Source organism: Beutenbergia cavernae DSM 12333 (assembly GCF_000023105.1).
Taxonomy (GTDB): Bacteria; Actinomycetota; Actinomycetes; order Actinomycetales; family Beutenbergiaceae; genus Beutenbergia; species Beutenbergia cavernae.
The window spans coordinates 4,204,726-4,231,322 of sequence record NC_012669.1; the positions used below are offsets into that span (position 1 = coordinate 4,204,726).

A 26,597-nucleotide genomic window follows, 5' to 3' on the forward strand; every position below is an offset into this window, starting at 1 on the left:
GGTCAACGAGCTGTGTGGCCGTACCACCGGCCGATGACGGCGCGGTCGAGGGCTGCGAAGATCGAGAAGACGACGACGCCGAACACGGCGGTGAGGATGATCGCCATGAACAGGGCGTCCATGTTGAGCCGCAGCGTATAGGTACGCAGCAGGCCGCCGATCCCGGGGCTCCCCTGCTGGAAGAAGAAGTCGCCGACGATCGCCCCGATCACGCTGAGCCCGGCGGCGTTGCGCAGCCCGGTGAAGATCGAGGGCAGCGCCGCGGGGAACTGCAGCTTCCCGAGTCGCTGCCAGCGGGTCGCTTTGTTGAGCGTGAACAGGTCGTGCGCGGCAGGGCTCGCCGAGAGCAGCCCGAAGAGCGTGTTCGAGATCATCGGGAAGAGCGCGATGATCACGCACACCACGATGCGGGCCGGGAAGCCGTAGCCGAGCCAGATCCCGATCAGCGGCACGAGCGCCAGGATCGGGATGGTCTGCAGGATCACCGCGTACGGGTAGAGGACGCGCTCCGCCCACACGGACTGGGACATGACGACGGCGTAGGCGAGACCCAGCACGACGGCGATCGCCAGCCCGGCGAGCGCCACGAGCACGGTCTGGCCCAGGGCGGCGAGCATCGGTCCCATGACGTTCGGGTTCCCGAGCGTGTTCGCCACGACCTCGTGCGGCGGGGGCAGCAGGAACCGTCGGTCGGGGCTGAGCACGACGAGACTCACCAGGTACCAGACGGCGACGATCCCGGCGAGCGCGGCGACGATCGGCCCCACCTTTCCGAGCAGGTAGGCGCCAGCTCCGCCGGAGCGTCCGGTGGCGTGGTGCGGCATCGTCAGCGAGACGTCCGCTCCCGAGATCGCCGACGCCGCCGCCTCCTCCCGCATGACGGTCTCGGCGTCCGGGTCGATCGGCGGGTCGGGGCGGCTCACGCGGGCTCGCCCGACGCCGCTCGCCCGCCTCATGCGTGCTCCCCGAGGGCCGCGGAGACCTCGCCGGTGAGCGCGGCGAACTCGCCGGTGAACCGCAGCTCGGCCGGCCGCGGGTACGCCCAGGGCACCGGGATCTCGGCCACGAGCCGGCCCGGCCGCCCACTCATGACGAGCACCCTCGTGGAGAGGTAGACGGCTTCCGAGACGGAGTGCGTGATGAACAGGCCGGCGAACTGCTTGAGCACGAACAGGCGCTGCAGCTCGGTCTGCATGTAGAGACGGGTGATCTCGTCGAGGGCTCCGAACGGTTCGTCGAAGAGCGCGAGGTCCGGCTCGGCCACGAGGGCGCGGGCGATCGACACCCGCATGCGCATGCCGCCGGACAGCTGGCGCGGGTGCTGCTTCTCGAAGCCGGTGAGCCCCACGAGGTCGAGGGCATCCTGGGCGGCCTGCCGCCGCCGGGCACGGGGCACCCCGCGCAGCTCGCCGACGAGCTCCACGTTCTTCGCGGCGCTGCGCCACTCGAGCAGGGTCGCATCCTGGAACACGTAGCTGGTGGCGGCCGCGTTCACCGCGACGGCGCCGCCCGTCGCGTCCTCGAGTCCGGCGGCAAGGCGCAGCAACGTCGTCTTCCCGCAGCCGGACGGGCCGACCACCGTCACGAACTCCCCGGCGGCGAGGCGCATGCTCACGTCCTCCAGCGCGACCGTGCCGGTCGGGAACTGCTTCGTGACGCCGTCGAGCGCGAGCGCGACGTCGCCGCCCGGGCCGCCGGGCTGCGGTTCAGCGCTCATCCGGGCCACCTCGTGGGTCGCTCCACCTGGATCACCGTCCAAGCATCGAGCACGCGGTGCCCGACCTCCAAGCCGCGACGAGCCGTTCTCGCCCGGCGGAGGCATACTCGCGACGAGGAGGCCGACATGGCGGAGGAGATCTCCGGGAACCCGCTCGAGGTGCTCGCGCGCTGGGTGGAGGACGCAGCCCAGGCTTCGATCCCCGCGCCCTCGACCATGACGTTCGCGACGGCGGACGCTGCGGGAGTGCCGCACGCGCGGACGGTGCTCGTGACGGCGATCGACGACACAGCGCTCCGGTTCCACTCCTCCGCGCCGACGACGAAGACCCGCGATCTCGCCGCCCGGCACCAGGCCAGCGGCGTGTTCCACTGGCCGGCCCTCGGGCGGCAGGTCGTGGTGCACGGGCCGGCGCGCGAGCTCGACGCGGCCGTCGCCCGGGCCGCGTTCGGCGAGCAGCCGCGGCAGCTGCAGCTCGTCGCCTGGGCGTACGACGAGCTGCTGCCGACGCTCGACGGTCCCGAGCCCGAGATCGGACCCGGCGAGTTCCGGCGGGCCTTCGACTGTGCGGCGCTGCGCGACCCCGCTGACCGCGGTGTCCCGGAGAGCTGGACGACGATCGAACTCGCGCCGTCGCGCGTCGACCTGTGGCAGGCCGGGGACGACCTCACGCCGCCGAGCCGGACGCGGTTCGTGCTCGGGCCGGCCGGGACGTGGCGCCGGTTCCCCGTGCTGCCCTGAACCGCGGCAGCGTCAGTTCTTCAGGCCGGTGAGCGCGATCCCCTCCACGAAGTACTTCTGCGCGATGGCGAACAGCAGGATGATCGGGAGCAGGACGACCGTCGCGGCCGCCATCAGGTATCCCCACTGCGCCGTGTACGTCCCCTGGAACGACGCCAGACCCATCGCCAGGGTGTACATGTCGGAGTCGTTGAGGTAGATCAGCGGGCCGAGGTAGTCGTTCCAGACGCCCAGGAACGTGAAGATGCCGACCACCATGAGCGCTGGCTTGGACAGCGGGAGCACGATCCGCCAGTACACCTGGAACGGGTTGGCGCCGTCGATGTACGCCGACTCGTCCAGCTCGTACGGCAACGACAGGAAGAACTGGCGCAGCAGGAAGATGTTGAACACCGCCGTCCCGAAGAACGCGGGCAGGATGAGCGGGACGTACGTGTTCACGGCGCCGACCGCCTGCCAGAACAGGAACGTCGGGATCAGCGTGACGGCGTACGGCAGCATGACGCCGGTCATCAGGAGACCGAAGACGACGTTCTTGAAGCGCCACCGCAGCCGGGCGAAGCTGAACGCCGCGAAGCTGCAGGACAGCAGCGTGCCGACCAGCACGCCGACCTCGATGATCATCGTGTTGACGAAGTAGCGCCCGAACGGCACGGCGGTCAGGGCGCCGGCGAAGTTGTCCCAGGCGACGGGGTCCGGGATCCACTCCGGTGGCGAGATGAAGATCTGACCCGACGTCATGAGCGCACTCCGGACCAGCCAGATCAGCGGCAGCAGTGTCGGGATCGCGCCGAGCACGAGGAACGCGTAGATGCCGACCCGCTTCAGCCGACGGGATCTGCCCGTCCCGGCCGGGCGCCGTCGCTCCGCGGGCACCTGCTGCTCGGACGCGGTGCGTGCGATCACTGCGGTCATCGTCCCGTCCCTGCCTCGTAGTAGACCCACTTGTTGGAGTTGCGGAAGAGGAGAACGGTGATCGCCATGATGATGAGGAACAGGATCCAGGCGAGCGCGCTGGCGTAGCCCATCTCGTTGTTCGTGAAGGCCGTGCGGTAGAGGTAGTAGACGAAGAACAGCGTGGCGTCGTTCGGCCCGCCCTCCGTCATGACGGCGGCCTGGACGAACACCTGCAACGCCCCGATGACGCCGGTCACGACGCTGTAGAAGATGACCGGCGTCATCATCGGCAACGTGATGTGCCGGAACTTGCTCCACGCGCCGCCGCCGTCCACCGAGATCGCCTCGTACAGGTGCCGCGGCACCCCCTGGAGCCCCGCGAGGAAGATCACGGCGATGTTCCCGAAGCCCCACGTCGCCATGAGGATGAGCGACGGAACCGCCGTCTCCTCGGCGAAGATCCAGTCCGACCCCGGGAGACCGACGCGCGCCAGGGCCGAGTTCAGGAGCCCGAAGTCCGGGTTGAACAGCCAGATCCACAGCATGCTGTTCGCGACGATCGGCACGATCGCGGGGATGTAGTAGATGACGCGGAAGACGCTCTGGCCCCGGACGTTCGCGTTGAGCAGCAGCGCGACGACGAACGCCACGATGATCGACAGCGGAACCGCACCGAGCGTGTAGTACACCGTCGCCCAGAGCGACGAGAAGAAGCTCGAGTCAGCGGAGAACATCCGCACGTAGTTCTCGACGCCGACGAACTGCGGGGCGGCACCGATCGTCCAGTCAGTCAGGCTGATGAACAGGGACGCGATCATCGGGGCCAGCGTGAACGCGACGAACCCGATGATGGCCGGGAGCGCCATCATCACTCCCCAACGGCCCTCGATGCGGCCGGCCTTGCTACGTCCGCGCGTCGGGGGTGACGACGGCGTGCGCGGCCTGGCGTCGACGGTTGCGGTCATGTGAACCTCACGCCCTTCGGGAGCCACGGCATCGATCTCACAGCTCCTGGACCGGCCACGTGCCCTCCAGGAGCGGCTCGATCTCCTCGCGCAGCCCCTGGGCCACCTCCTCGGCCGTCGCGTCGCCCGTCTGCAGGCTCTCCATCGCCGGCGTGATCTTCTGCCACAGCGAGTCGGAGTTCTTCGTCTGCTGGTCCCAGTTCGTCACGCCGTGATTGAGGGTCGTGTCGATCGCGACCTCGCGGAAGTGCTCCGGGAAGTCGTCACCCACCCACTTCGCGATCTCTGCCTCGTCCGTGTAGTACTTCTCCTGGAGCGGCGCCCAGAGGCCGTTCTGGAAGAGGTCCACGTTCTCCGGGTCGTTGTAGTAGAGGTAGAGCTCGACGGCCTCCTCCGGGTGCTCGGTGGCGGCGAAGATCGCCCCCGCGGCACCGCCCGTCGCGGTCAGCGGCACCTGGTACTGAGGGAGGACGGCGACGCCGAACGGAACCTCGCTCTCGAGCAGGTCGAGCATCGCCCAGTTGCCGTCGACGATCATGGCGACGCGTTGCGTCTGGAGCTGGACCGACGTCGTCGGAGCGTTCTTCCCGAGCTGGGCCGGCGAGGGCGCCACCCGGTGCTCGTAGACGAGGTCCTGGATGTTCTGCAGGACCGTGATCGCCTCCGCCGAGTCGAGCGTGTACTGCAGGCCGTCCTCGCTGACGTAGCCGGCGCCGTTGGACGCGAGCAGCGCGTTGAGTCCGCCTCCCCCGAACGGCGCGATCGTGCCGAACTGTGCGACGTTCGACGCGTCGAAGCCGCTCTCCGACGGGTTGCGCCCCTCGTCGTCGAGCGTGAGGGCGATCGCCGCCTCCACGAACTCGTCCCACGACCAGGCGGAGGTCGCTTCGAACGGCGGCCGCTCCAGCCCTGCCGCCTCGAACGAGTCGGTGTTGAAGTACAGGATCTGCATGCCCATCGCGAGCTGGTTCGCCGCGAGCTTGTCCGGCCCGTACCAGAAGTACGAGCTCGGCAGTCGGTCGGTCAGCTCGGGGTACGCGTCGACGTAGTCGTAGAGGTTGAGCAGCTGGTCCTTGCCGGCGAGGTCGTACATCTGCCCGACGCCCAGGTACCCGATGTCGGGCGGGGTGTTGGCCGCGACGAGGCTCGAGATCTTGGTCTCGTAGTCACCGACGGGTGTGTACTGCCCGTTGACCGGGACCTCGTTGGACTTCTCCTCGTTGTACTTGCCGAGCATGTCCTTGATGGCCGTCTGCTCGTAGGCAGAGCCCCAGTACATGAACGTGATGTCGTCGCCACCGCCGCTGCAGGCGGTCAGAGCCGGCCCGGCAGCGGCGACCAGGGCGGCGCCGCCGCCGAGCTGGAGAAAGCCGCGGCGAGAGAATCCGCGGGGGGCGGGTGGGTGCTGGATGGTCACGGTGGTCTCCTCGGTACGTCGTCGTACAGGTATCGGTGGGGTCGCTGGGAAATGACGTTGATTGGTCCCGTTATTCAGGTGTTCGTCGGGCTAATACAGGGGCGTGCTGATGGCCGGCCCTCGCCACGCGCGGCGATCGACGGCTAGGCGTACTGCGGGACGGTGACGCGTTCGCCGTCGCGCAGGGCGCTCTCGTGGGCGCAGATGCCCGGTGCGGTCCACGCGGCGGAGGTCGCCGTGCCGATCGCCGGCTCGCGGTCGGCGACGACGGCGCTCACGAACTCGTGGACGAGGTGCGGGTGCGAGCCGCCGTGCCCCGCGCCGAGGCGGTACGGCGCGCTGCCGTCGACGGGGCGGATCTCGTGTGGCGCGACGAACGGCGACAGCGACGCCGGGAGCAGGTCGGCGCCCCGCTCCTCGGCGACCTCCGCTGTCGACGCCGGCCTGCCGCGGTGACCGGCGGGGACGTCGAGCAGGTCGTACCGACGCGGCGGCAGGTGCTCGTCGAGCGGCCACTCCACGCCGGCCGCGGTCCCGTACACGCTGAAGCCCTCGATGTACGGCCGAGCGACCTGGAAGAACGACATGGTCACCTCGGGCACGAGGTCGTGGCCGTGCAGGCGGAACAGGCCGACCTCGGTCGGGAACGGGTTGCCCGACTCGCCCACCCGATCGGGCGAGAGCCGCCCCGTGCCGTACGCGACGACGTCGCGCACGGTCGTCCCGGTCAGCGAGAGCGCCGGGGAGAGAGCGTGCGTGAGGTACTGCATCGGGGGGTAGCCCTGCCAGTACCGCGGGAAGCCGTCGAGGTTCTGGATGTGCACACCGTGGTAGAGCGTGAGATCGCCGAGCTCCCCGGCGGCGAGCATCCGCTGCGTGGCGCGGAACTGCCACTGGTAGACCGACGTCTCCATCATCATGTAGCGCCGGCCGGAGGCGACCTGGACACGGACGATCTCGTCGATATCGTCGAGCTCCGTGGCCATCGGCACGGCGCAGGCGACGTGCTTGCCCGCCGTCAGCGCGGCGACCGTGTACCCGGCATGGAACGACACCGGCGCGAGCACGTGCACCGCGTCCCAGGTGGGGTCGTCCAGCACGTCCTCGTAGCGCGTGTACCGGTCCTCGATGCCGAACACGCGGCCGGCGCGGTCGAGCCGGGCAGGATCGAGATCGACGACGCCGACCCGTCCCACGTCGGGGTGCGCCTGGTAGAGCGGCACGAAGTCGCCGCCGAACCCCAGTCCGACGACGGCGATGCTCAGCCCGGCGCTCACGGGAGGCTCACCTCGACCTCGTCACCGAAGACCATCGTCGCGCCGCCGGTGGCGAACACGGCGACGTCGTCAGCGGCGGCCCGCCCCTCCGGCGAGGCCAGGGCCGCCGTCAGCGCGTCTCGGGACTCCGCGTACAGGTCAGCGATCAGGTACGCGTCGGGGAGCGGTCCGTCCGTCCGATCGGCGCGCGTCAACGTCCACCGGGTGAGCCCGGGGATCTTGCTGGCCAACGGGATGTGCACCCGCTCGTAGTAGTCGTCGAACGCCTGCGGATCGTCCGGTGCGCCGTAGACGACGCTCACGCGATACATGTCGTCGGACTCCTCTCTCGGTCAGGCCCGCTCGGCGGCGAGCCGGAGCCGGGTGAACGAGCTCATGTGGTCGACCATCGCGACCTCGGTCGGCAGGCGCTCCATGCTCGAGGCGCCCAGGAACCCGTGGACGCCGGGGACCTGCTGGATGACGAACGTGGCGTCGTCGGGCGCGGCGATCGGGCCGCCGTGGCACAGGACGATCGCGGAGGAGCGGACGCCGACGATCGCCTTGCGCAGGATCGCGACCCGCTCGGCGGCGTCCTCGAGCGTGAACGCCGTCCGGGCGCCGATCATCCCGGACGTCGTGAGCCCCATGTGCGGAACGAGGATGTCCGCCCCGGCCTCGGTCATCGCGACGGCCTCGTCCTCGTTCGCCACGTAGGCCATCGTCGCGAGGCCGCGCTCCCGAGCGGCCGCGATCATGTCGACCTCCTTGTCGAACCCGAGGCCGGTCTCCTCGAGGTTCGCCCGGATCATCCCGTCGAACAGGCACACCGTCGGATAGTTCTGGACGCCGGTGAACCCGGCCCGCACGACGTCGTCGAGGAACCGCGGGATCGAACGGAACGGGTCGGTGCCGCACACGCCGGCGAACACGGGGATCCGGTCGACGACGGGGAGGACCTCGTCCGCCATCTCCATGACGATGGCGTTCGCGTCGCCGTACGGCATGAGTCCGGCCATCGAGCTGCGACCGGCCATCCGGTACCGGCCCGAGTTGTAGATGACGATGAGGTCGAGGCCCGCCGCCTCGGCGCACTTCGCGGAGAGCCCGGTTCCCGCGCCCCCGCCGATGATCGCGTCCCCGGCGGCGATCTTGGCGTTCAGGCGATCCAGGAGCTCGGTACGTCGGTCAGACACGTGCTTCCTCCATGAGGCTCAGGGTGGCGCGGGACATCGCGTCCGCGACGAGTGGGTCGTTGATGTCGACGTCGAGGACGACGCTCGTGACGTCGTCGTCCAGGGCACCGAGCAGGGCGTCGACGAGGGCGCGGTCCGCGTGAGGATCCTGGAACGGCTCACCTGGTACCGACAGCGCGGAGAAGCCGCGTGCGGGCACGACGACAGTCCGGGGTCCGAGGGCGGCGTTGAGTCGCGCGGCGAGCACGCCACCGAGCTCCGCACACTCCTCGGCGTTCGTCCGGACGAGCGTCACCTCGGGGTTGTGCTCGTGCCAGAGCCGGCCGCGCAGGTGCTCCGGGAGGGCCGCGGCGGCGCCGAAGTTGATCATGTCGAGCGCACCGAGGCTGACGACCTGCGGCACGCCCAGCCGGCCCGCCGCCGTCAGCCGGTCCGGCCCCGCGCTGCACACGCCTCCGAACAGCTCGTCGGCCAGCTCCGTGGTCGTCATGTCGACCACCACCTGGATCGCACCCGACCCGGCCAGCGCCTCGAGGGAGCGGCCACCGGCGCCGTTCGCGTGGAAGCTCAACGGCTCGAGGCCCGCGGCGTCGAGGGTCGACGCGATCCGGCTCGCGCACGGGGTCGTGACGCCGAACATCGAGATCGCGGCGACCGGGCGGTCTGTCCCGTCGTCGGGGACCCGACTGGTGACCATGCCGACGACGGCGTGGATCGCGTTGCCGAGGACGGATCGGGTGACCCGGTTCAGGCCGTTGACGTCCACGACCGAGTTCATCATCGTGAGGTCGGTCGAGCCGACGTACCGGGCCGTGTCGCCCGAGGCCATGGTCGAGACGAGGACCTTGGGGAACCCCACGTCGAGCCGCTCGCTGACGCGCGCCATGACGTAGGCCGCGTTGGAGCCGCCCGCACCGATCACGCCGTCGATCCGGCCCTCGTCAGCGAGTGCCGCCGCCAGCCGGGCGGCCCCGCGGGCCATCGCGCTCACCGCCACGCTCCGGTCCCCGGTCGAGACCAGAGCCCCGAGCTCCGCACCGGCGGCGTCGGCGACCGCCTCGCGCGGGAAGTCCGCGAGCACCGCCGGCGCCCCCAGCACCCCCACGTCGAGCAGCAGGACGTCGCAGCCGAGACGCAGCCCTTCTGACCGAAGGAACTCGAACTCGGGGCCCTTCGTGTCGAGGGCACCGACGAGAAGGACGCACGGTCTCTCGTGCTGGGCACCGGCGACGTTGCTCACGGCTCCATCCTCTGTCGATGTTTACGTTGACGAGCAACGTATTAACGTTGCACTCCGATGTCAACCCGTCCTTGTGCGGCACAATGGAGCCCGCACCACCCATCGCCGTCGCAGAGGAGATCACCGCGTGGCCATCTCGGCACACATCGACAGCAGGGGGCCCGGAGGCGCCGACGGCGCGCCGGCCCGGATCGCGGGCGCCGGCTCGATCCTCCAGCTGATCCGCTCCGGAAGCGCCGTCACCATCTCGAGGATCGCCGCCACCCTCGGGGTATCGCGCTCCACCGTCACGGAGCGAGTCGACCTGCTGATGTCGTCCGGCCTCGTGGAGTCGGACGGAGAGACCCAGATGGGACGGGGCCGACCGTCGGCGCGCTTCGCGTTCCGTCCTGACACCGGACTGACGGTGGGGATCCAGCTGGGCATGTCCGGGAGCCGGGTCGCCGTCACCGACCTCGCCGGCGAGGTGCTGACCAGCCGGACCGTGGACGTCGACGTGGCGACGGGGCCACACGTCGTGCTCGACGCCGTCTGCGAGGCGGTCGACGACGAGCTGGCCTTGGTCGGCCGGGAACGGGAGGAGCTCTGGGGAGCAGCTGTCGGCGTTCCGGGCCGGGTCGAGCTCGCGACAGCGGACGTCACCCCTGACTCCCCGAGCTGGGCCGGCTTCGACGTCGCGGCGCACGTCGGTGCCGCGCTGGGCGTCCCTGTCCGCATGGGCCGAGACGTCAGCATGCTCGCCCTGGCGGAGCACCGGTACAACTGGCCCGACGCTCGCGTCCTCCTCTGCGTCAAGGTCGGTACGGCGATCGGGTGCGGGATCGTCGTCGACCACCGGACGATCGACGGCGGCGCCGGGCTCGCCGGCGAGATCGGCCACACGGCGGTCTCCGGCAGCACGGCCCAGTGCCCGTGCGGGAACCGCGGCTGCCTCAACGCGACGTCGGCGGGCGCGGCGCTCCTGCCGCGCCTGGCCGAGATGGGCGTGACGGCGTCGTCGACCCGCGAGATCATGCGGCTCGCACTCCAGGGCGATCCGACGACGGCACAGCTCGTCCGGCAGGCGGGGCGCGAGGTCGGCGAGGTGCTCGCCGGCGCGATCAACCTGCTCAACCCGGACGTCGTCGTCGTGTGGGGATACCTCGCCGACGCCCGCGACAACCTCCTGGCCGGGATCCGGGAAGCCGTCGCCACGCGTGCGGTGCCGCCGGCCACCGAGTCCCTCACGATCGCGCGGGCGTCCCTCGGCGAGGACGCCGGGACGCTCGGCGCCGCCACGCTCGCCATCGAGATGCTCCTCGAGCCGGCGGCGATCGACGCGCGCCTCGCGCGCCGCGCGGGCTAGAGCTACCCGTGTTCGGACCTGACGTGTGACGGAGGCCACAGCCGGTACGGGACCGAACGGGACCTACGTCCCCCAGATCGGGGTCGGGGCGAATGTTGCACTCAGTGCACGCCGCTGGATCAGCCGGTCGGCACAGAACATTCGGAGTCCCCGTGAGCATCACCCGCCGGGCGCACCACCCCGCGCGCGTCCTGACCAGTGCACTCGTCGGCGTCCTCGCTCTCGCGGGCGTCGCCGCTGCCGCCGCGCCCGCCTCGGCCGACGACCCGGACGGCTTCAACCCGTTCGTCGCGGCAGGCGGATACAGCGTCTACGCGCGCGAGGACGCCGTCCTCGGCAACGCGGAGACGGAGGGCGCGATCGCCGTCGGCGGCACGCTCCGCATCGACAGCGACGGGTACTCCGTGCTGCATCTCGCGGCCGGCACCGGCGCCTACACGATCCCGACCGTCGACGGCGATCCCACCCGGCTCCTCATCGGCACGCTCGACGAGTCGAGCCCGGGCATCGTACGCATCACGAACGCGGGCGCCCCGGCGGGTACCGCCGAGGCCGAGGGGTACCTCAAGATGACGACGGCGGACCCGGCGTTCACCGTCGTCGACCGTGCTGGCTTCATCCGCTACCTGCGCCTCGGCGCCGACGTCGACGCGGCGCCGTACATCGACGCGATGGCGCAGGCCTATCCCGCGCCGCCCGCGGATCCGATGGCGTCGGTCCTGACCGAGCAGAGCTCGGTGGCGGCGTACGTCGAGGCCGGCATGACGTGGACGTACGACCAGGCGGCGCAATGCCTCGCCTCCGTCGCTGATCCCGGGACCGGCCTCGCGCACCACGTGGGCGTCGCGGAGGACGTCGGCGACCGCGTCGTCCTCGAGCCGCTCTCCGACGCGCAGCCCAACGTCGTCTCGTACTCCGACATCGCCGGCGCCGGGCTCCTCCAGTTCAGCGGCTCGGTGACGCCAGGTGCCGCCAACCCGCTCGTCATCCGCGTGGACGCCGGCACGACGGCGGTCTCCACGCCGCGGACGGACTCGGTCGCGTACGCGCCGTACATCATGTGGGATCTGTCAGCCGTCACCGGCCCGGTCACGGTGAGCGCGGCATCGTCCCGGATCGACGGCTCGATCTACGCGCCCGACGCCGCCGTGACGGTGCTCGCGCAGCCTCTCGACGGGCAGGTCATCGGGCGGGACGTCCACCTAGCCGACCGCTCCGGCGAGGCGCACGCCTACTTCTTCGCCGGGACGCTGCCGTGCGGCACGGTGACCCCGCCCGTGACCGGCGGCTTCACGGTGGCGAAGACCGTCACCGGCGACGCCGCGGCCGCGGTGCCCGCGGACACCGCCTTCACCGTGGAGTACCGGATCGACGGCGGCCCGGCCGTGGCCGTGGAGCTCACCGCGGGCGCGGTGTCCGACCTCGTGGACGCGCTGCCGGTGGGCACTGTCGTGTCGGTGCGCGAGGTGACGCCGCTCCCCGTGGTCGACGGCGTCGCCTGGGGCGCACCCGCGTGGACCGTCGACGGCGTCGCCGTCGAGGCGGACGCCGACGGCTGGGTGACGGTCACGATCACCGGGGCCGACGCCGTCGAGCTCGCGCTGACGAACGTCGCGACGCCGGACGATCCGACCGACCCGGTGGACCCGACCGACCCCGTCGACCCGACCGACCCGAGCGACCCCGTCGACCCGGCAGAGCCGAGCGACCCGGCGGACCCCAGCGCTCCGCCATCGTCCTCGACGGACGGGACGCTGCCGGGCACCGGCGTGGACGCGGGATGGGCGCTCGCGGCGGTCGGCGCGGCGGTGCTCGCCGGAACGAGCCTGGTGCTCGTCGCGTGGCGGCACCGGGCCTGACGGTCCGGCGCGTCGTGCGCACCTGCCGAGGTGCCCGACCAGGCGATAGCTCGCGTTCGTGGCCGCTCCGACGCGACTCATCGCCTGGTCGCGGCCCGACACGCGACTCATCGCCTGGTCGCGGCCCGACACGCGAGTCATCGCCTGGTCGCGGCGTCAGCCGGCGGCGAGGACCTCGAGCTCCGCGACGGACGTGAACGCCCCGCTGCCGCCGGGCCGCCCGACCACCCGCACGCCGTCGACGGTCACGGCGTCGAACGTGAACCTGTACTCCTCGGCGTCGGCGGCGCTCGCGTCGAACGGGTACTCCGGGTCGACGCGGACGCCGTCCAGCACCTCCCACTCGCCGTCGCGCCGCACCTCGATCGCGAGGTCGCCGGCGAACCACCCGCCGGCGTCGGTCACGTCGCCCGGGGCCATGACGATTCGGTCCACCGTGACAGGCTGCGGCCACGTGTAGCCCCACACGTCGCGCGTCTTGAGCGTGCCGTTCCAGGAGGACACCGACGTCGCCGGGTCGCCGTCGTTCAGCGCACCGATCGCGCCGAGCTGGGAGTGCGTGTCCGTGGCGACCACCCCGGAACCCGATGACGACGCCGCGACGTTCGTTCCGCCGTCGGCCTCGAAGGAGGCGTCGGCGGAGTCAGCACGCAGCGTGAGGGTGATCGGCCGCAGCGCGTAGTGGTACGTGTTCTCCTCCGGGGTCAGCGCACCCACGAACCAGTTCGCCTGGGCCCAGAGGTGCAGGCCGTCGTCGGAGATGAACTTCGAGGGCATCGTGACGGCGTACCCGCCGTTGATCCTCCCGTCCGCGTTGCCCTCCCCGAGCCACGGGTACGGCCCGAAGTCGCGGCTCGCGAACAGCGTCCACGGCCCCCAGGCCGCCGGCGCCTCGTACAGCTCCCACGTGAACTCGGTCCACGACGCGTAGAGGTACCGGTCGATCGCCTCGTCGTAGACGACGCCGCTCTGGGACAGCACCGACATGTACGTCGGGCCGTCGACGGCGAGCTCCGGGTAGACGCGCCGGTCGTCGTGGAGCACCGCCACCCGGTCGGCGACGTCGGCCGACCAGCGAGGCTGATCCCGGTCGCTCCCGGCGAAGAACTCCCACGCGTCGCGGTCCTGGATCGCGCCCTTCGGCGCGCGGGCGAGGTACAGGTCGACGGGGTCGGGCACGACGTCGGAGAACGAGTCGCGCCAGTTGTGGTCCAGCCCGTACGCGTACACGTACTCCTCGCCGCCGGGCTCGACGGCGCCGGCCCGGGAGTTGCTCTGGCCGAGATCGAGGAACATCACCGTCGTGAAGACGTGGTCGGTGAACATCGGCAGCTCCGGCCACGTCCACGTGCGCCCGTAGTCGTCGGACCGCACGATCGTCGCCGTCGGGGCGTCGTTGAACGCGTGCTCGGACGGCGGCATGCGCAGATCCTGGACGGCGAGGTACAGCTCGTCGCGGCCGTCGCCGTCGCCGTCCACCGCCACCATGCCGGTGGGCTTGCGGTTGTACTGGCTCGGGTCGGACCAGATCGGCGCGACGGCGCCGGAGTGCTGCAGGCGTTCACCCGTCAGTCCTTCCTCGGGCGTGCCGTCGATGCGGTTGACCACGATGTCGGCCCAGGCCAGGTCCGAGAAGCCGCGCCCGTCACCGTTCGCGCTGTAGAGCGCGCCGTCGTCGGCCCACGCAGCCGGCCACAGGTCGCCGTCGCTGTCGGTGCGGACCGTGGAGTGGTACGGGATGTCGACGGTGGCGAAGAACGTCGAGGTGGGTTCGTGCACGTCGTCGGGCCTCTCGGTGGGGGTGGGGAGCTCGCTTCCGGCCGGCGCGCACGCGGCGAGGGCGAGGAACGTCAGGCTCGTGGCGGCAGCGGCTGCGACCCGCCTGCGCGCCGAGTGCGTGATCTCTGCCGGCGACACGCCGCGCGACGGCGGAAGGGTCGTGCACTCGGCGTGCGGATGGGGCACGTCACTCCTCGACGAGCGGGCGAGCAATCGATTACCGGACCGTACGGGAGGGCGTCCGGCAGGGTCAAGGCCCCGCGGACGTGGGCGGGAGCCGCGAACGCCTGACGGCGCATGCTGCCGCCAGGCGTTCACAGCTCTGCCGAACGGAGGCCGCGCCGTCGACCGGACGCCCCTCACTCCCAGCGGAAGAAGCGCGCGGCCACTCCTCCGCTCACGACGACGGTGACCGCGAGTGCCACCAGGTGCTGCGGCTCCGGCACCTGACCCACCCACGCGGCGCTCAGGGCCTGCACGGACGCGCCGAACGGCAGCATCTCCCCCACGCGGGCGACGCCGTCCGGCAGGTTCGTCGTCGGTCCGAACATCCCGCCGATCGCACCGAGGGCGAAGAACAGCCCCAGACCGGTCGCCGTCGCCGCGTTTCCGGACGGCGCGAGCGCCGCGACGGCCATGCCGAGCGCGTACATCGCCGCGGCGGCGAGAGCCAGGACGCCGATGGCGAGCCCCGGTCGCGCCGGCAGCTGTGCGCCGAGCCAGAGCACCGCCACGCCGAGCGCGAGCGCGATGCCGACGATCGTCTGGAGGGCGCTCGTGATGACCTGGGCCACGAGGATCATCCCGGGCGACGCCGGCGTGACGGCCAGCCGGCGCAGCACGCCGCCCTTGCGGTAGTACGCGAGGAAGCTCGGCATGTTGACCACCCCGATGGTCGCGATCACGATGGTGAGGATGAGCGGCACGACGAAGACGTCGAACGCGGACATCCCGCCCGCGCCCGGGAGCGGATCGGTCGGGACGCCGAGGCTGTTCATCACCAGGAACAGCAGCGGGAGCGCGATCGGGACGACGAGGCCGGCCGTGTCGCGGACCACCATGCGGGACTCGGCACCCACGAGCGCGACCCAGGCGCGCGGCCCGGGTCGGCGCGCCGGGATCGCCTGACCACCGGGGTAGATGGAGGCGGCGGGAGCGGTCATCGGGAGACCTCCTGGTTGTGGCGGGCGACGCGCGGGCCGGCGTCGCCGCCGGCGTCGGGATCGCCGTCGGCATCGGTGTTCTCGAGCGCGCTCCCGGTGAGCGCGAGGAACGCGTCGTCGAGCGTGGCTCGTTCGAGGCGCGTCTCGGTCGCGACCACCCCCGCGCGCACGAGGGCGGTGCTCACCTCACCGAGCAGGTCGCCGCCGCCGTGCACGCTCACCTCGTCGCCGCGGACCTCCACCTGCTCGACCTGGGGCAGGTCCCGCACCAGACCGGCGTCGAACGGTGCACCCGACGCCACCCGGAACCGCACGCGCTGGCCGAGGCCCGCGCGCTCGACGAGGCCCGAGGGCGTGTCAGTCGCGACCAACCTCCCGCGCTCGAGCAGCGCGACCCTGTCGCACAGCCGCTCGACCTCCTCCATGAGGTGGCTCACCAGGAGCACCGTGACGCCGTCGTCGCGCAGGTCCTCCACGATCGCCCAGATGTGGCGCCGAGCCTCGGGGTCGAGGCCCGACGTGAGCTCGTCGAGGATCACGACGCGCGGCCGGCCGACCAGCGCCAGCGCGATCGACAGCCGCTGCTGCTGGCCACCGGAGAGCCGCTCGAAGCGCACGTCGCGGTGGGTGCTGAGGCCGACGGCCTCGATGAGGTCGCTGACGACGGCGCCGCTGGCGTAGAACGTGCGGTACAGGCGGACCAGCTCGTGGACGGTCAGCGCGTGGTGGAGCTGGGTGTCCTGGAGCTGCACGCCGAGCACCTGCCGCAGGCGCAGCCGGTCGCGCCACGGGTCGAGGCCGAGCACGCGGACCGTGCCGGCGTCGGGCCGTCGCAGGCCGGCGATCGCCTCGACGGTCGTGGTCTTGCCGGCGCCGTTGCGGCCGAGGATCCCGAACACCTCGCCCGGCCGCACCGTGAGGCCGACGCCGTCGACGGCGACGCGCGGTCCGTACCGCTTGCGCAGCTCGTGGACGTGGATCGCTGTCATCGCAGGCTCCTCCTGGGCCGGTGCGCACGGGCGGCGTCCGGTCCCTCGACGTTAGGGACGACGACGCCGCCGGCGCGCGTGCCGGACGTCACCGACTTCCGCCATGACTTCCGGCACTCCCGTCCGCCAGGGGTGCGCCGTACGCTCGAGCGGTGGACAGACGCGACCCGAACCTCTGGGCGGGAGCGTTCGGCACGCTCATCTGCCTGGCGGTGGGCGCCGTCCTCCTGACCGTCCAGCTCCAGGGCGGGCAGATCTCGGTGCTCCCCGGCGGCATCTGGTGGGCGTGCTACGTGGGGTATCTCGTCGCGCTCGTCGTCTCGTCGTGGTTCCAGCACGAGGTCCGACGGCGCGTCGCACTCGCGGCGTTCGGCGCGCAGGTGGCCTTCGGCATCGTGCTCGTCGCGTCGGCGCCCGGCGCCGGCTGGACGCCGATCCTCCTGGTCTACACCGCGGCGGCGAGCGCGTACCTCGTGCGGTGGCGGACGACGGCGGCGGTCGTCGTCGCGAACTCGGCCACGGTGGCGTTCACGGCCTGGGCGGCGACCGGGCAGGTCCTCGACGCCGTGCTCGGCGGCGGCCTGTACACGCTGCTCCAGCTCGGCTCGTACTTCGCCGTCCGCGCGCAGCTGCGCGAGGTGGAGATGCGCAGTGCCCTCGCCGTCGCCCACACGGAGCTCCGCGCGACCAGCACCCTCCTCGCCTCGGCGACCCGCGCCGACGAACGGCTCCGCATCGCCCGCGAGCTGCACGACGCCGTCGGGCACCAGCTCACGGTGCTCGCCCTGGAGCTCGAGATCGCCTCGCACCGGAGCGCCCCGCCGGCCGCCGAGCACGTGGTCCGGGCGCGTGGGATCGCCCGGGACCTGCTCGCGGACGTGCGCCAGGTCGTCGGCGAGCTGCGGGAGCGTGCGCCCGACCTGCGCCGCACCCTGGCGTCCCTGGTGGCGGACCTGCCGGCGCCGCGGGTGCACCTGGACGTCGCCGACGACGTCGAGGCGGACGAGATCCGCACGATCGCGCTCGTGCGCTGCGTCCAGGAGGTCGTGACGAACGCGATCCGCCACTCCGGCGCCGAGCACCTGTGGATCGAGGTGCGGCTCGGCGACGACGGAGCACTCGTGCTGGAGGCGAGCGACGACGGCCGCGGTGCGGAGCGGATCGTCGTCGGCAACGGCCTGCGCGGACTCGCCGAGCGCGTCGCCGACCTCGGGGGCGAGGCCACGTTCTCCGCGCGCGGCGGGTTCCACGTGCGGGCGCGGGTGCCGGCGTCGTGATCCGCCTCCTCGTCGTCGACGACCAGACCCTGGTGCGCCAGGGGATCCGAGGGCTGCTCGAGCTCGCACCCGACGTCGACGTCGTCGCCGAGGCCGACGACGGACTGGCCGGCCTCGCCGCCGTCCGCGAGCACGACCCGGACGTCGTGCTGCTCGACCTGCGCATGCCCCGGCACGACGGGCTGTGGCTGCTCGAGGCCCTGCGCGCCGGGGAGCTCGACGTGCCGGTGCTCGTCCTCACGACGTTCGACGACGACGAGCTCGCCCTGGCGGCGATCGCCGCCGGCGCACGCGGCTACCTGCTCAAGGACGTCACGCTGGACTCCCTGGTCGACGCCGTGCGGACGCTCGCCGGGGGCGGCACGCTCGTCCAGCCCGCGATCACCGAACGCGTGCTGCGGGCCGTGCGGGCCGGGTCCGTCCCGCTCGACGACGCCGCGGCGGGCGACGTCCAGGAGCTCACCAGCCGCGAGCTCGAGATCCTGCGCCTGCTCGCGGCCGGGTACTCCAACCGGGAGATCGCCGAGGCGCTCCATCTCGCCGAGGGGACCGTGAAGAACCACGTGTCGACGGTGCTGCTCAAGCTCGGCACGCGGGATCGCACGCGCGCCGTGCTCCGGGCGCTGCACCACGGCCTCCTGCGGTAGCCACCGAATTCCCTCGACGCCGCCGCCGGCCGAGGGGCATGCTCGCGGGCAGGCACCCGGCCCGACCCGCGAGAGGACGATCATGCGAGCAGCTTCCACGCCCCGGACCCTGACCCGTCCCACCGTGGAGCCGTTCGTTGCCCTCACCCCTGCCCTACCTCAACCTCGGGATCGTCGCGCACGTTGACGCCGGCAAGACGTCCCTGACCGAACGCCTGCTGTACGACGCGGGCGTCGTCGACGCGCCCGGGAGCGTCGACGCGGGCACCACCCGCACCGACTCGATGGATCTCGAGCGCCGCCGCGGCATCACGATCCGCGCGGCCGTGACGTCGTTCCCGGTCGACGACGTCACCGTCACCGTCATCGACACGCCGGGCCACCCCGACTTCATCGCCGAGGTCGAGCGCTCGCTCGCCGTGCTCGACGCGGCGGTGCTCGTGCTCTCGTGCGTCGAAGGGGTCCAGTCGCAGACGGTCGTGCTGTGGCGGGCTCTGCGACGCCTGCGGATCCCGACCGCGCTGTTCCTCAACAAGGTCGACCGCGCGGCCGCCGACGTCGAGCGCACGCTCGCTCAGGTGCGCCGACGACTCGACGCCGATCTGGTCACGCTCACGCGCGCCGAGCACGTGGGCACACGCGAGGCGCGCGTCCACGCCGTGCCGCTCACCGACGCGTCGGTCGTCGAGGCGGTGGCCGCCGCCGACGACTCGGTCCTCGCGCGGTGGGTCGACGGCGCCCCGGTGCGCGCCCGTCAGGTGCGCCACGCGCTGCGCCGCGGCGTGCGGGCCGGCACGCTCGTCCCCGTCGTGTGCGGCTCGGCGATCACGGGAGCCGGGACGGGCATGCTGCGGCAGGTGCTCACCGACGTGCTCCCGCGAGCGCCGCGCCGCGAGGGTCCCGACGACGGCGGACCCGCCGCCACCGTGTTCGCCGTCGACCGCGACGACCGCGGCCGGCGCGCGTGGCTCCGCTCCTGGTCCGGGACGATCCGGGTGCGCGACCGCGTCTCGCTCTCGGGGAGGGCACCGGAGCTCGTCACGGAGATCGCCGTGAGCGGGGCGTCGGGGCTGCACGCGGCGGACGAGGTGCGCGCCGGGGAGGTCGCCGTCGTCCGCGGCCCGACCACGTCCCGCATCGGCGACACGGTGGGTCGCCCCCCGGTGCGACAGGAGTACCGGTTCACCCCGCCCACGCTGCAGTCGCTCGTCGAACCGGTGGACCCCGCGCAGCGCACCGCGCTGTACGCGGCGCTCACCGACCTCGCCGACTCCGACCCGCTCATCGGACTTCGACTGGACGAGACCGACGGCGAAGCGGCCGTCAGTCTGCACGGCGAGGTGCAGCGGGAGGTCGTCGCGGCGCTGCTCGAGGAGCAGTTCGGCGTGCGTGCCCGGTTCACGTCGACGTCGACGATCTGCCTCGAGCGGGTCGTCGGCGTGGGTGAGGCGGTGGAGCAGATCAGCGCCGGCGGCAACCCGTACCTGGCCGGCATCGGCCTGCGGGTCGAGCCGCTGCCCGTGGACAGCGGCGTGAGGTTCTCCCCGGGGATCGAGCGGGGCAACCTGCCCCCCGCGTTCATCGCCGCCACCGAGGCGGGCGTGCGTGCCGGTCTGCGCGCAGGCCCGTCCGGCTGGGCGGTGACCGACTGCCTCGTCACGATGACCGCCTCCGGGTACTACCCGCGCCAGAGCCACGCGCACCAGAAGTTCAACAAGGCCATGTCGAGCGTCGGTGCGGACTTCCGCAACCTCGCACCCGTCGTGCTGCACGCCGCGCTGGCCAGCGCCGGCACGCAGGTGTGCCGACCGTTCGACGCGTTCGAGCTGGACCTTCCGGAGCGGACGCTCGGATCGGTGGCTGCGCTGCTCGGCAGGCTGAGCGCGGCGACGACGGCCTCGACGGCGGAGCGCGGCAGCGTCCGCCTGCTCGGTCACGTCCCCTCGGCGCACGTCGACGCGCTCGCCCGCGCTCTGCCGGACCTGACCGCCGGGGAGGCGGTGCTGGTCACGCGGCTCGACCACCACGCGCCGGTACCGCGCGGGACGGAGCCGCCGATACGGCGTCGGACGGGGCCCGACCCGCGGGACCGGGAGGGATGGTTCCGCGACGTGCCACGCTGAGGCAGGCGCGCCGGCGGTCGCTTCCCCCTAATCGCCGAGGGCCGCGATCGCGTGTGCCGCCAGGTGCTCGGATCGTTCCGGACGGTAGAAGCCGTAGCCGCCGTCGTCGTCGAGCACGGGTGTCTGCCCAGCACGCACCGCCTCGCGATACTCCAGGCACGCCAACCACAGTGGTCGCATGTTCAGGACGGCAGGCAGCCGGTCGATCTCCGCGTCGGTCAGCGACACGTGCTGGCGGTAGCCGCGCATCACGGCGTCGACGAACTCGGGCCGCCCCTCTGACGCCGTGCGCAGCAACCACGCCAGCGCCGGGAGTCTCGGACCACGACCGGACCCCGCCCACCCGACGATGCTGAGCCTGCCGGGGTCACCGACGGCGGCCCACACGTGGAAGTTGCTGTGCGTGAAGGCCTCGGGCAGCCCCTCGGCGTCGTCCGTGGACTCGACCTGGTCACGCAACCGCTCGAACGTCTCCCTGCCCGGGGGCGCGACCTTGTCCTCGACGCTCACCAGGAACCGCATCGCAGCCACGAGGTCCTGCCGCGGTCGCCCGAGGTGGAAGCCGCCGTCGTGCTCCTCCGCACCGCCGTCGCGGGCGGCAGCGCCGCGTCCCTCGGGCAGGGTGTGCAGGCGGCCGAGGAGGCTCGCCAGCTCGTGGAACACGTCCGGCGAGGTCACTCGAGCGTCGGCGTCGGTCGGTCGCCCACCAGGGATGAACTCGGTCAGCAGGACGCCGCTGCCGTCGACCACCGAGACGCCGCCCTCGACCGCCGGACGCTCGGCGGGAAACCCGTGGTCCGCGAGGAAGCCGAGGATCTCGGCGTCCTCCTTCACGCGGCTGACCTGGTCGGCCGGCGACGAGAAGACCCGGGCGATCCAGGGCGTCCCCTGCTCGCGCTCGACGAGCAACGTCGACGGGTAGTGGCCGGGCCAGGATCCGCGCGGCCGCGTCCGGGGATCGTCGTCGATCGGCAGCATCGACGTGATGCGGATCCCGTAGCTCGCCTCCAGGTGCGCCTTCAGCGCGTGCGGATCGAACGGCCGCGTGTCGGCGAACGGTCGGCTGATGTTCTCCAGGTCTGCCCGGGCCTGGGTGTAGCGCTGTCCGGTCCTCCGCGCGTGATCGCGAACCGCGCGCTTGAAGCTCCCGCTCTTCGTCATGACAAGCCCTCCTCGACGTGCCCTCGCCCCAGCTGCGCGGCACTCGAAAACAGGCTCGACTCGACGTGACTGACCTGAGGGCAGAGATCCCCTTCGCCGTCATGAGGATCGGCTGGGACGAGTCCTCACGGGCTGGGCGTTGGTCGACGCCGGCTTCCGATGCTGCTCGTGATCCTCACGCCTGTCAACCAGAGGCCGACGCCGTCGACCACGTTGCCGACGGCGTGCCGCGCCCGTGGTCGGGAGGCTGGGCGGCCGGGGCGGGTCAGGGGCGCGGGAGCCGGAGCACGCCGCCGGGGTCGACGGCGAGCGTGACGACGTCGCCGGGGTGCACGGCGATCTCGGCCGGCACGACGGCGACCTGCTCGCCCCAGCCGTCGACGTCGAGGACCGCCTCGACCGCCCCGCGCCGGAAGCGCACGGCCCGCACGACTCCGGTGCGCCGCGCCGAGGCGTCCCCAGGCACGACCCGCAGCGCGCCGGGCCGGAGGGCGAGCGCGACGCCGTCGTCGCCGGCGTCGGAGGCGTCGGAAGCGTCGACGACGCCGGCATCCGCGGCCGAGGGACCGTCGCCCGTGCGGCCAGCTCCCCCTGGCACGACGCCGTACCCGAGGAACGCCGCGACGTCGGCGTCGCGCGGCCGAGCCCAGAGCGCGGCGGGCGTGTCGACCTGGAGCAGCCGGCCGCGGTGCATGACGGCCACGCGGTCGGCGACGGTGAACGCCTCGTCGTGGTCGTGCGTCACGTACAGGGCGGTCGTGCCCGCGGCGAGCAGCACGCGGCGCAGCAGGGGCGCGAGCGACTCGCGCAGCGCACGGTCGAGCGCGGACAGCGGCTCGTCGAGCAGGAGCAGCCGCGGCGACGGCGCGAGGGACCGCGCGAGCGCGACCCGTTGCGCCTCCCCGCCCGAGAGCGTGGAGACGGCACGGCGCCCGAACCCGGTGAGCCCCACCAGGTCCAGGAGCTCGTCGACCCGCGCCGCGCGCGCCGCCGCAGGCAGCCGGCGCACGCCCGGCAGCCCGTAGGCCACGTTCCCGGCGACGTCGCGGTGCGGGAACAGCTGGCCGTCCTGGAACATGAGCCCGAACGAGCGGCGGTGCACGGGGACGCCGGCCAGGTCGGCGTCGTCCCACGCCACGGCGCCGGCTGCGAGCGGCTCGAGACCGGCCACGGCACGCAGGAGGCTGGACTTGCCGCACCCGCTCGGCCCGAGCAGCGCGACCACCTCGCCCGGCGACACAGCGAGCGACACCCCGGCGACCGCCGTCGTCCGCCGCTCGCCGGCTCCGTAGGTGACGACGGCGTCCGTCACCCTCAGCCCGGCGCTCACAGCTCTCCCGCGTGCGGTGGGCGCAGCCGCTCCGCGAGCGCCATCACCGCGGCGACCAGCGCGCCGAGCACGACGGACGCCGCGAGCGCCATCCCGTAGTTGTCCTCGCCGGGCCGGCCGATGAGCCGGAAGATGACGACGGGCAGCGTGGGCCGGTCGGGGCGGGCGAGGAACGACGTCGCCCCGAACTCGCCGAGGGAGACGGCGAACGCGAACCCGACCGCCAGGCCGAGCGACCGCAGCACGAGGGGCAGGTCGACGCTCGCCAGGACGCGCGCGGGGCCGGCGCCGAGCACGGCCGCCACCTCGCGCTGCCGGGGGTCGATCGCGCGCAGCACGGGCAGCACGGTACGCACCACGAGCGGGATCGCGACGACCGCCTGCGCGATCGGGATGAGCACGAGCGAGCTGCGCAGGTCGAACGGAGGCCGGTCGAGCGTGATGAGGAGGCCGAAGCCGACGGTCACGGCGGAGACGCCGAGCGGCAGCATGAACAGCCCGTCCAGCACGCCGACGGCGCGGCGGGCCGTCGCAGCCCGCGGCCGGCGCGACACGACGAGCGCCACCGCGATCCCCACCACCACGGCGAGCAGGGTGGCGTCGACGGCGACGCGGAGCGAGTTGCCGGTGGCCTCCCACACCGTGGCGCTGAGCGTGTTGGCGTCCCCGGTGGAGCCGAGGAGCTCGTAGTGGCGCAGCGACCACGCGCCGTCCACGCGCAGGGACCGGATCAGCAGCATCCCGAGCGGGAGGACGAGCAGACCGGCGACGACGACGGCCGTCACCACCGCCGGGACCGCCTCGCCCGTCGGGCGACCGTCACGCCAGAGGCGGAGCGGGCGTGCCGTGACGCGGGCTTCCTCCAGGCGCAGGGCGCGCTCCCGACGCCGGCGCGAGCGGGCGCTGACCGCGAGCGCGACGGTGACGACGGCGAGCTGCAGCACCGACAGCACGGACGCCGCCCGCAGGTCGAGGAACTGCGTGGTCTGGGTCCAGATCTCGGTCTCGATCGTCCCGTAGCGCGGACCGCCGAGCACCTGCACGACGCCGAACGCCGTCGCGCAGAACAGGAACACCACCGACGCCGCCGACGCGATCGCCGGCCCGAGCGCCGGGAGCGTCACGGTGCGGAAGGCACGCCACGGCGTCGCCCCCAGGGCGCGGGCCGCCTGCTCCGCCCGCGGGTCGAGCCGCTCCCAGACCCCGCCCACGGTCCTCACGACCACCGCGTAGTTGAAGAACACGAGCGCGGCCACCACGGCCGGGAACGTCCGGTCCAGCCCGAGGAACCCGAGCGGTCCCGTGGGGACGAGGAGCGAGCGGAACGCCACCCCGACCACCACCGTGGGGAGCACGAACGGCACCGTGACGAGCGCGCGCACGAGGCCCCGGCCGGGGAACGAGCGCCGGTACAGCACGAACGCCGCCGGCAGCCCGAGCAGCACCGCCAGCGCTGTGCCGACGGCCGCCTGCCCGAGCGTCTGCCCGATCACGCGCCACGTGCGCGGCCGTGCGAGGACGTCGGCGAACCCCGAGAGGTCCAGGGCGCCGTCCGCGGTGAACCCTCGCGCGACCATCGTCGCGACCGGCCACGCGAAGAACACCGCCAGGAACGCGAGGGGCACAGCGGCGAGCAGCACCCAGCCCGCCGCCCACGCGAGCCGACCCCCGCGGCGTCTCAGCGCCGAGTGCATGATCCCTCCCCGCGACACGCCGGCGAAGGTGGGCAGAGGTCACGCACTCGGCGACGAGGGCAGCCCGCGTCCGCGCTCAGGACCGTCACCCCGAGCGCCGCTCCGACGCTCACCCGATGACCGTGTCCGTCCACTGCTCGATCCAGGAGTCGCGGTGCTCGGCGATGTCGGCCGGCGCCACCTCGAACGGCTCGGGTGCGAGCGGTGCGAACTCCACCCACTCCGCCGGCAGCTCGACGGCGTCGTCCACCGGGTAGACGTACATCTGCTCCGGAAGGTCGGCCTGGAAGTCCTCCGACAGCAGGAAGTCGACCAGCGCCTGCGCCCCCTCCGGGTTCTCCGCCCCGGCGATCACGCCGGCGTACTCGACCTGGCGGAAGCACGTGTCGAGCAGGGCGCCGGTGGTCGATCCGCCGTCGTCCCCCACGGTGAAGGCGGGCGAGGACGAGTACGACAGCACGATCGGCCGCGGCCCGCCGCCGCCCGCCCCGGAGAAGTCGACGTAGTACGCGTCCTCCCAGCCGTCGACGACGGAGAGACCGTTGTCGCGCAGCTGCGCCCAGTAGTCGAGCCAGCCGTCCTCCCCGAACGCGCCGACCGTGGCGAGCAGGAACGCCAGGCCGGGCGACGACGTCGCCGGGTTCGTCACGACGGTCAGGTCGCGGTACTCGGGCTTGAGCAGGTCCTCGAAACCGGCCGGCTCGGCGAGGCCGCGCTCGGTGAACCAGGCGTGGTCCACGTTGAGGCACACGTCGCCGACGTCGACCGGCGTCAGCAGGTCCTCCGCCCCGTCGATCCGGTACGGCTCGGCGCTCGCCGGGACGTCGGACGGCACGTACTCCGCGAAGACGCCCTCGTCGATCGCCCGCGAGGCGAACGTGTTGTCGACGCCGTACACGGCATCGCCGAGCGGCGAGTCCTTCGTGAGGATCAGCTGGTTGACGAGCGCGCCGCCGTCGCCGGGGTTGATGAGCTCGATCGTGTAGCCGCTGGACTCCTCGAAAGCGGCGCGCACGTCGTCGCTGATCGCGAACGAGTCGTGCGTGACGAGGCGGACGACGGCGCTGCCGCCGTCCGTCGTCTCCTCACCGCCGTTGCCCCCGCCGCTGAGCGAGCAGGCGCCCAGGGCGAGGACGCCGATCGTGGCGGCGGCCGCCGTCGTTGATCGCGTCGTGAGTCGCCGACGACGCCGGCTCCGTCCTGTGGTCATGCGTGGTCCTCCCGGTCCATCTGGGAGGGCCCGGCGCGCACGGGTGCGCACCGGGGAGAGATCCCGACTTCCTTCGCCGGTGCTAACCGGAGCAGGTTCGAGGGTCTGCGGCTGCCCGCACTCTCAGCGCCCTGTGCCGGCGGGAACTCCCGACGGCGACGCTCCCCTGTCGTTCGCCGTCGAGCCTACTCCGGGTCCCGGGTCGTGGGTCCCCGGTGGCGGCCGGCTATCCCGCGACAGCCGCGCCGTCAGCCCCCGCGGCCACGACGTAGTGCCGCACCCGATCCTCCTGGGCCAGGAGGTACCCCTCGTCCTCGGGGTAGTACTTCGCCGCCTCGACGTCGTCGCCCGCGAAGGCCCGGATCGCGTCCATCCCGTCCCACCAGCTGAGCGTGAGGATCTCCGTGCGCCCGTCGGGCTCGTCGCGGGTGACCATCTGCGCGCCGCGGTTCCCGGGCGTCTCGAGGTACTCGCGCACCCCCGTCTCCTCGATGTACGCGACGTACTCGGGGAGACGTTCCGTGGCGACCCAGCCCCGCCAGACCCGCATGATCATCGCGCCAGCTCCGTTCCTCGTGTGGTGGCTCTCCC

At 72.5% G+C, this 26,597-nt stretch carries 23 protein-coding genes; 6 read left to right on the plus strand and 17 right to left on the minus strand.

The features are described from left to right. Nucleotides 1-2: 2 nt before the first annotated feature. Nucleotides 3-956 carry an ABC transporter permease gene (locus BCAV_RS19075; RefSeq protein ID WP_015884267.1) on the minus strand — a complete coding sequence of 318 codons (954 nt, stop codon included), beginning with the start codon at nucleotides 954-956 and terminating at the stop codon, nucleotides 3-5. Beyond that, nucleotides 953-1,717, minus strand: coding sequence for an ABC transporter ATP-binding protein (locus BCAV_RS19080; protein ID WP_015884268.1), 765 nt, complete (start codon nucleotides 1,715-1,717; stop codon nucleotides 953-955). Before BCAV_RS19080 ends, BCAV_RS19075 begins: the two co-directional genes overlap by 4 nt. 126 nt (nucleotides 1,718-1,843) lie before the next feature. On the opposite strand from BCAV_RS19080, the gene BCAV_RS21855 reads away from it, so the two are divergent. Beyond that, complete coding sequence (locus BCAV_RS21855) at nucleotides 1,844-2,458, plus strand: pyridoxine/pyridoxamine 5'-phosphate oxidase (RefSeq protein ID WP_015884269.1); 615 nt, start codon at nucleotides 1,844-1,846, stop codon at nucleotides 2,456-2,458. Between the two features lie 12 nt (nucleotides 2,459-2,470). On the opposite strand, the gene BCAV_RS19090 is transcribed toward BCAV_RS21855, so the two are convergent. The 7 genes from BCAV_RS19090 to BCAV_RS19120 form a co-directional block, all read right to left on the minus strand. Next, on the minus strand, nucleotides 2,471-3,373 hold the full coding sequence (locus BCAV_RS19090) for a carbohydrate ABC transporter permease (RefSeq protein ID WP_015884270.1): 903 nt from the start codon (nucleotides 3,371-3,373) through the stop codon (nucleotides 2,471-2,473). Next, entirely contained in the window at nucleotides 3,370-4,320 is a 951-nt protein-coding gene (locus BCAV_RS19095) for a carbohydrate ABC transporter permease (RefSeq protein WP_144016828.1), read from the minus strand. The genes BCAV_RS19090 and BCAV_RS19095 overlap by 4 nt, the downstream gene beginning before the upstream one ends. Before the next feature lie 37 nt (nucleotides 4,321-4,357). Next, nucleotides 4,358-5,737 (minus strand): extracellular solute-binding protein, encoded by a 1,380-nt coding sequence (locus tag BCAV_RS19100; RefSeq protein WP_015884272.1) that lies wholly within the window; start codon nucleotides 5,735-5,737, stop codon nucleotides 4,358-4,360. 143 nt (nucleotides 5,738-5,880) lie between these two features. Further along, complete coding sequence (locus tag BCAV_RS19105) at nucleotides 5,881-7,014, minus strand: Gfo/Idh/MocA family protein (protein ID WP_015884273.1); 1,134 nt, start codon at nucleotides 7,012-7,014, stop codon at nucleotides 5,881-5,883. After that, nucleotides 7,011-7,325, minus strand: coding sequence for an EthD family reductase (locus BCAV_RS19110; RefSeq protein ID WP_015884274.1), 315 nt, complete (start codon nucleotides 7,323-7,325; stop codon nucleotides 7,011-7,013). The genes BCAV_RS19105 and BCAV_RS19110 overlap by 4 nt, the downstream gene beginning before the upstream one ends. Nucleotides 7,326-7,346: 21 nt before the next feature. Then, nucleotides 7,347-8,189, minus strand: a complete 843-nt coding sequence (locus BCAV_RS19115; protein WP_015884275.1) for a phosphoenolpyruvate hydrolase family protein — start codon at nucleotides 8,187-8,189, stop codon at nucleotides 7,347-7,349. Continuing rightward, nucleotides 8,182-9,429, minus strand: a complete 1,248-nt coding sequence (locus tag BCAV_RS19120) for a Tm-1-like ATP-binding domain-containing protein (protein WP_015884276.1) — start codon at nucleotides 9,427-9,429, stop codon at nucleotides 8,182-8,184. The genes BCAV_RS19115 and BCAV_RS19120 overlap by 8 nt, the downstream gene beginning before the upstream one ends. 127 nt (nucleotides 9,430-9,556) lie before the next feature. Between BCAV_RS19120 and BCAV_RS19125 the strand changes: the two genes are divergently transcribed. Together BCAV_RS19125 and BCAV_RS19130 are read left to right on the plus strand one after the other, a co-directional pair. Continuing rightward, the gene (locus BCAV_RS19125) at nucleotides 9,557-10,774 is read left to right on the plus strand and encodes an ROK family transcriptional regulator (protein ID WP_015884277.1); all 1,218 of its coding nucleotides are present in this window, start codon (nucleotides 9,557-9,559) and stop codon (nucleotides 10,772-10,774) included. 152 nt (nucleotides 10,775-10,926) lie between these two features. Further along, nucleotides 10,927-12,633 carry a collagen-binding domain-containing protein gene (locus tag BCAV_RS19130; protein ID WP_015884278.1) on the plus strand — a complete coding sequence of 569 codons (1,707 nt, stop codon included), beginning with the start codon at nucleotides 10,927-10,929 and terminating at the stop codon, nucleotides 12,631-12,633. 156 nt (nucleotides 12,634-12,789) lie between these two features. On the opposite strand, the gene BCAV_RS19135 is transcribed toward BCAV_RS19130, so the two are convergent. The 3 genes from BCAV_RS19135 to BCAV_RS19145 form a co-directional block, all read right to left on the minus strand. Beyond that, nucleotides 12,790-14,598 carry a glycoside hydrolase family 183 protein gene (locus BCAV_RS19135; protein ID WP_015884279.1) on the minus strand — a complete coding sequence of 603 codons (1,809 nt, stop codon included), beginning with the start codon at nucleotides 14,596-14,598 and terminating at the stop codon, nucleotides 12,790-12,792. Nucleotides 14,599-14,771: 173 nt separating this feature from the next. Then, nucleotides 14,772-15,575, minus strand: coding sequence for an ABC transporter permease (locus BCAV_RS19140; protein ID WP_015884280.1), 804 nt, complete (start codon nucleotides 15,573-15,575; stop codon nucleotides 14,772-14,774). Further along, nucleotides 15,572-16,564 (minus strand): ABC transporter ATP-binding protein, encoded by a 993-nt coding sequence (locus tag BCAV_RS19145; RefSeq protein WP_015884281.1) that lies wholly within the window; start codon nucleotides 16,562-16,564, stop codon nucleotides 15,572-15,574. The genes BCAV_RS19140 and BCAV_RS19145 overlap by 4 nt, the downstream gene beginning before the upstream one ends. A gap of 152 nt (nucleotides 16,565-16,716) precedes the next feature. Between BCAV_RS19145 and BCAV_RS19150 the strand changes: the two genes are divergently transcribed. The 3 genes from BCAV_RS19150 to BCAV_RS19160 all read left to right on the plus strand — a co-directional run bounded on the left by BCAV_RS19150 (nucleotide 16,717) and on the right by BCAV_RS19160 (nucleotide 20,611). Then, a complete protein-coding gene (locus tag BCAV_RS19150; protein ID WP_015884282.1) occupies nucleotides 16,717-17,841 on the plus strand; it encodes a sensor histidine kinase in 1,125 nt (374 codons plus the stop codon). Beyond that, a complete protein-coding gene (locus tag BCAV_RS19155; RefSeq protein ID WP_015884283.1) occupies nucleotides 17,838-18,488 on the plus strand; it encodes a response regulator in 651 nt (216 codons plus the stop codon). Before BCAV_RS19150 ends, BCAV_RS19155 begins: the two co-directional genes overlap by 4 nt. A gap of 149 nt (nucleotides 18,489-18,637) precedes the next feature. Next, on the plus strand, nucleotides 18,638-20,611 hold the full coding sequence (locus tag BCAV_RS19160) for a GTP-binding protein (RefSeq protein ID WP_043350686.1): 1,974 nt from the start codon (nucleotides 18,638-18,640) through the stop codon (nucleotides 20,609-20,611). Between the two features lie 27 nt (nucleotides 20,612-20,638). On the opposite strand, the gene BCAV_RS19165 is transcribed toward BCAV_RS19160, so the two are convergent. The 5 genes from BCAV_RS19165 to BCAV_RS19185 all read right to left on the minus strand — a co-directional run bounded on the left by BCAV_RS19165 (nucleotide 20,639) and on the right by BCAV_RS19185 (nucleotide 26,562). After that, nucleotides 20,639-21,772 (minus strand): phosphotransferase enzyme family protein, encoded by a 1,134-nt coding sequence (locus tag BCAV_RS19165; RefSeq protein ID WP_015884285.1) that lies wholly within the window; start codon nucleotides 21,770-21,772, stop codon nucleotides 20,639-20,641. A 265-nt stretch (nucleotides 21,773-22,037) separates the two neighbouring features. After that, on the minus strand, nucleotides 22,038-23,102 hold the full coding sequence (locus BCAV_RS19170) for an ABC transporter ATP-binding protein (RefSeq protein WP_015884286.1): 1,065 nt from the start codon (nucleotides 23,100-23,102) through the stop codon (nucleotides 22,038-22,040). Then, nucleotides 23,099-24,796, minus strand: a complete 1,698-nt coding sequence (locus BCAV_RS19175; protein ID WP_015884287.1) for an ABC transporter permease — start codon at nucleotides 24,794-24,796, stop codon at nucleotides 23,099-23,101. The genes BCAV_RS19170 and BCAV_RS19175 overlap by 4 nt, the downstream gene beginning before the upstream one ends. A gap of 109 nt (nucleotides 24,797-24,905) precedes the next feature. Then, nucleotides 24,906-26,006 (minus strand): thiamine ABC transporter substrate-binding protein, encoded by a 1,101-nt coding sequence (locus BCAV_RS19180; RefSeq protein WP_015884288.1) that lies wholly within the window; start codon nucleotides 26,004-26,006, stop codon nucleotides 24,906-24,908. A 226-nt stretch (nucleotides 26,007-26,232) separates the two neighbouring features. Beyond that, the gene (locus BCAV_RS19185; protein WP_015884289.1) at nucleotides 26,233-26,562 is read right to left on the minus strand and encodes a hypothetical protein; all 330 of its coding nucleotides are present in this window, start codon (nucleotides 26,560-26,562) and stop codon (nucleotides 26,233-26,235) included. Nucleotides 26,563-26,597: the final 35 nt, after the last annotated feature.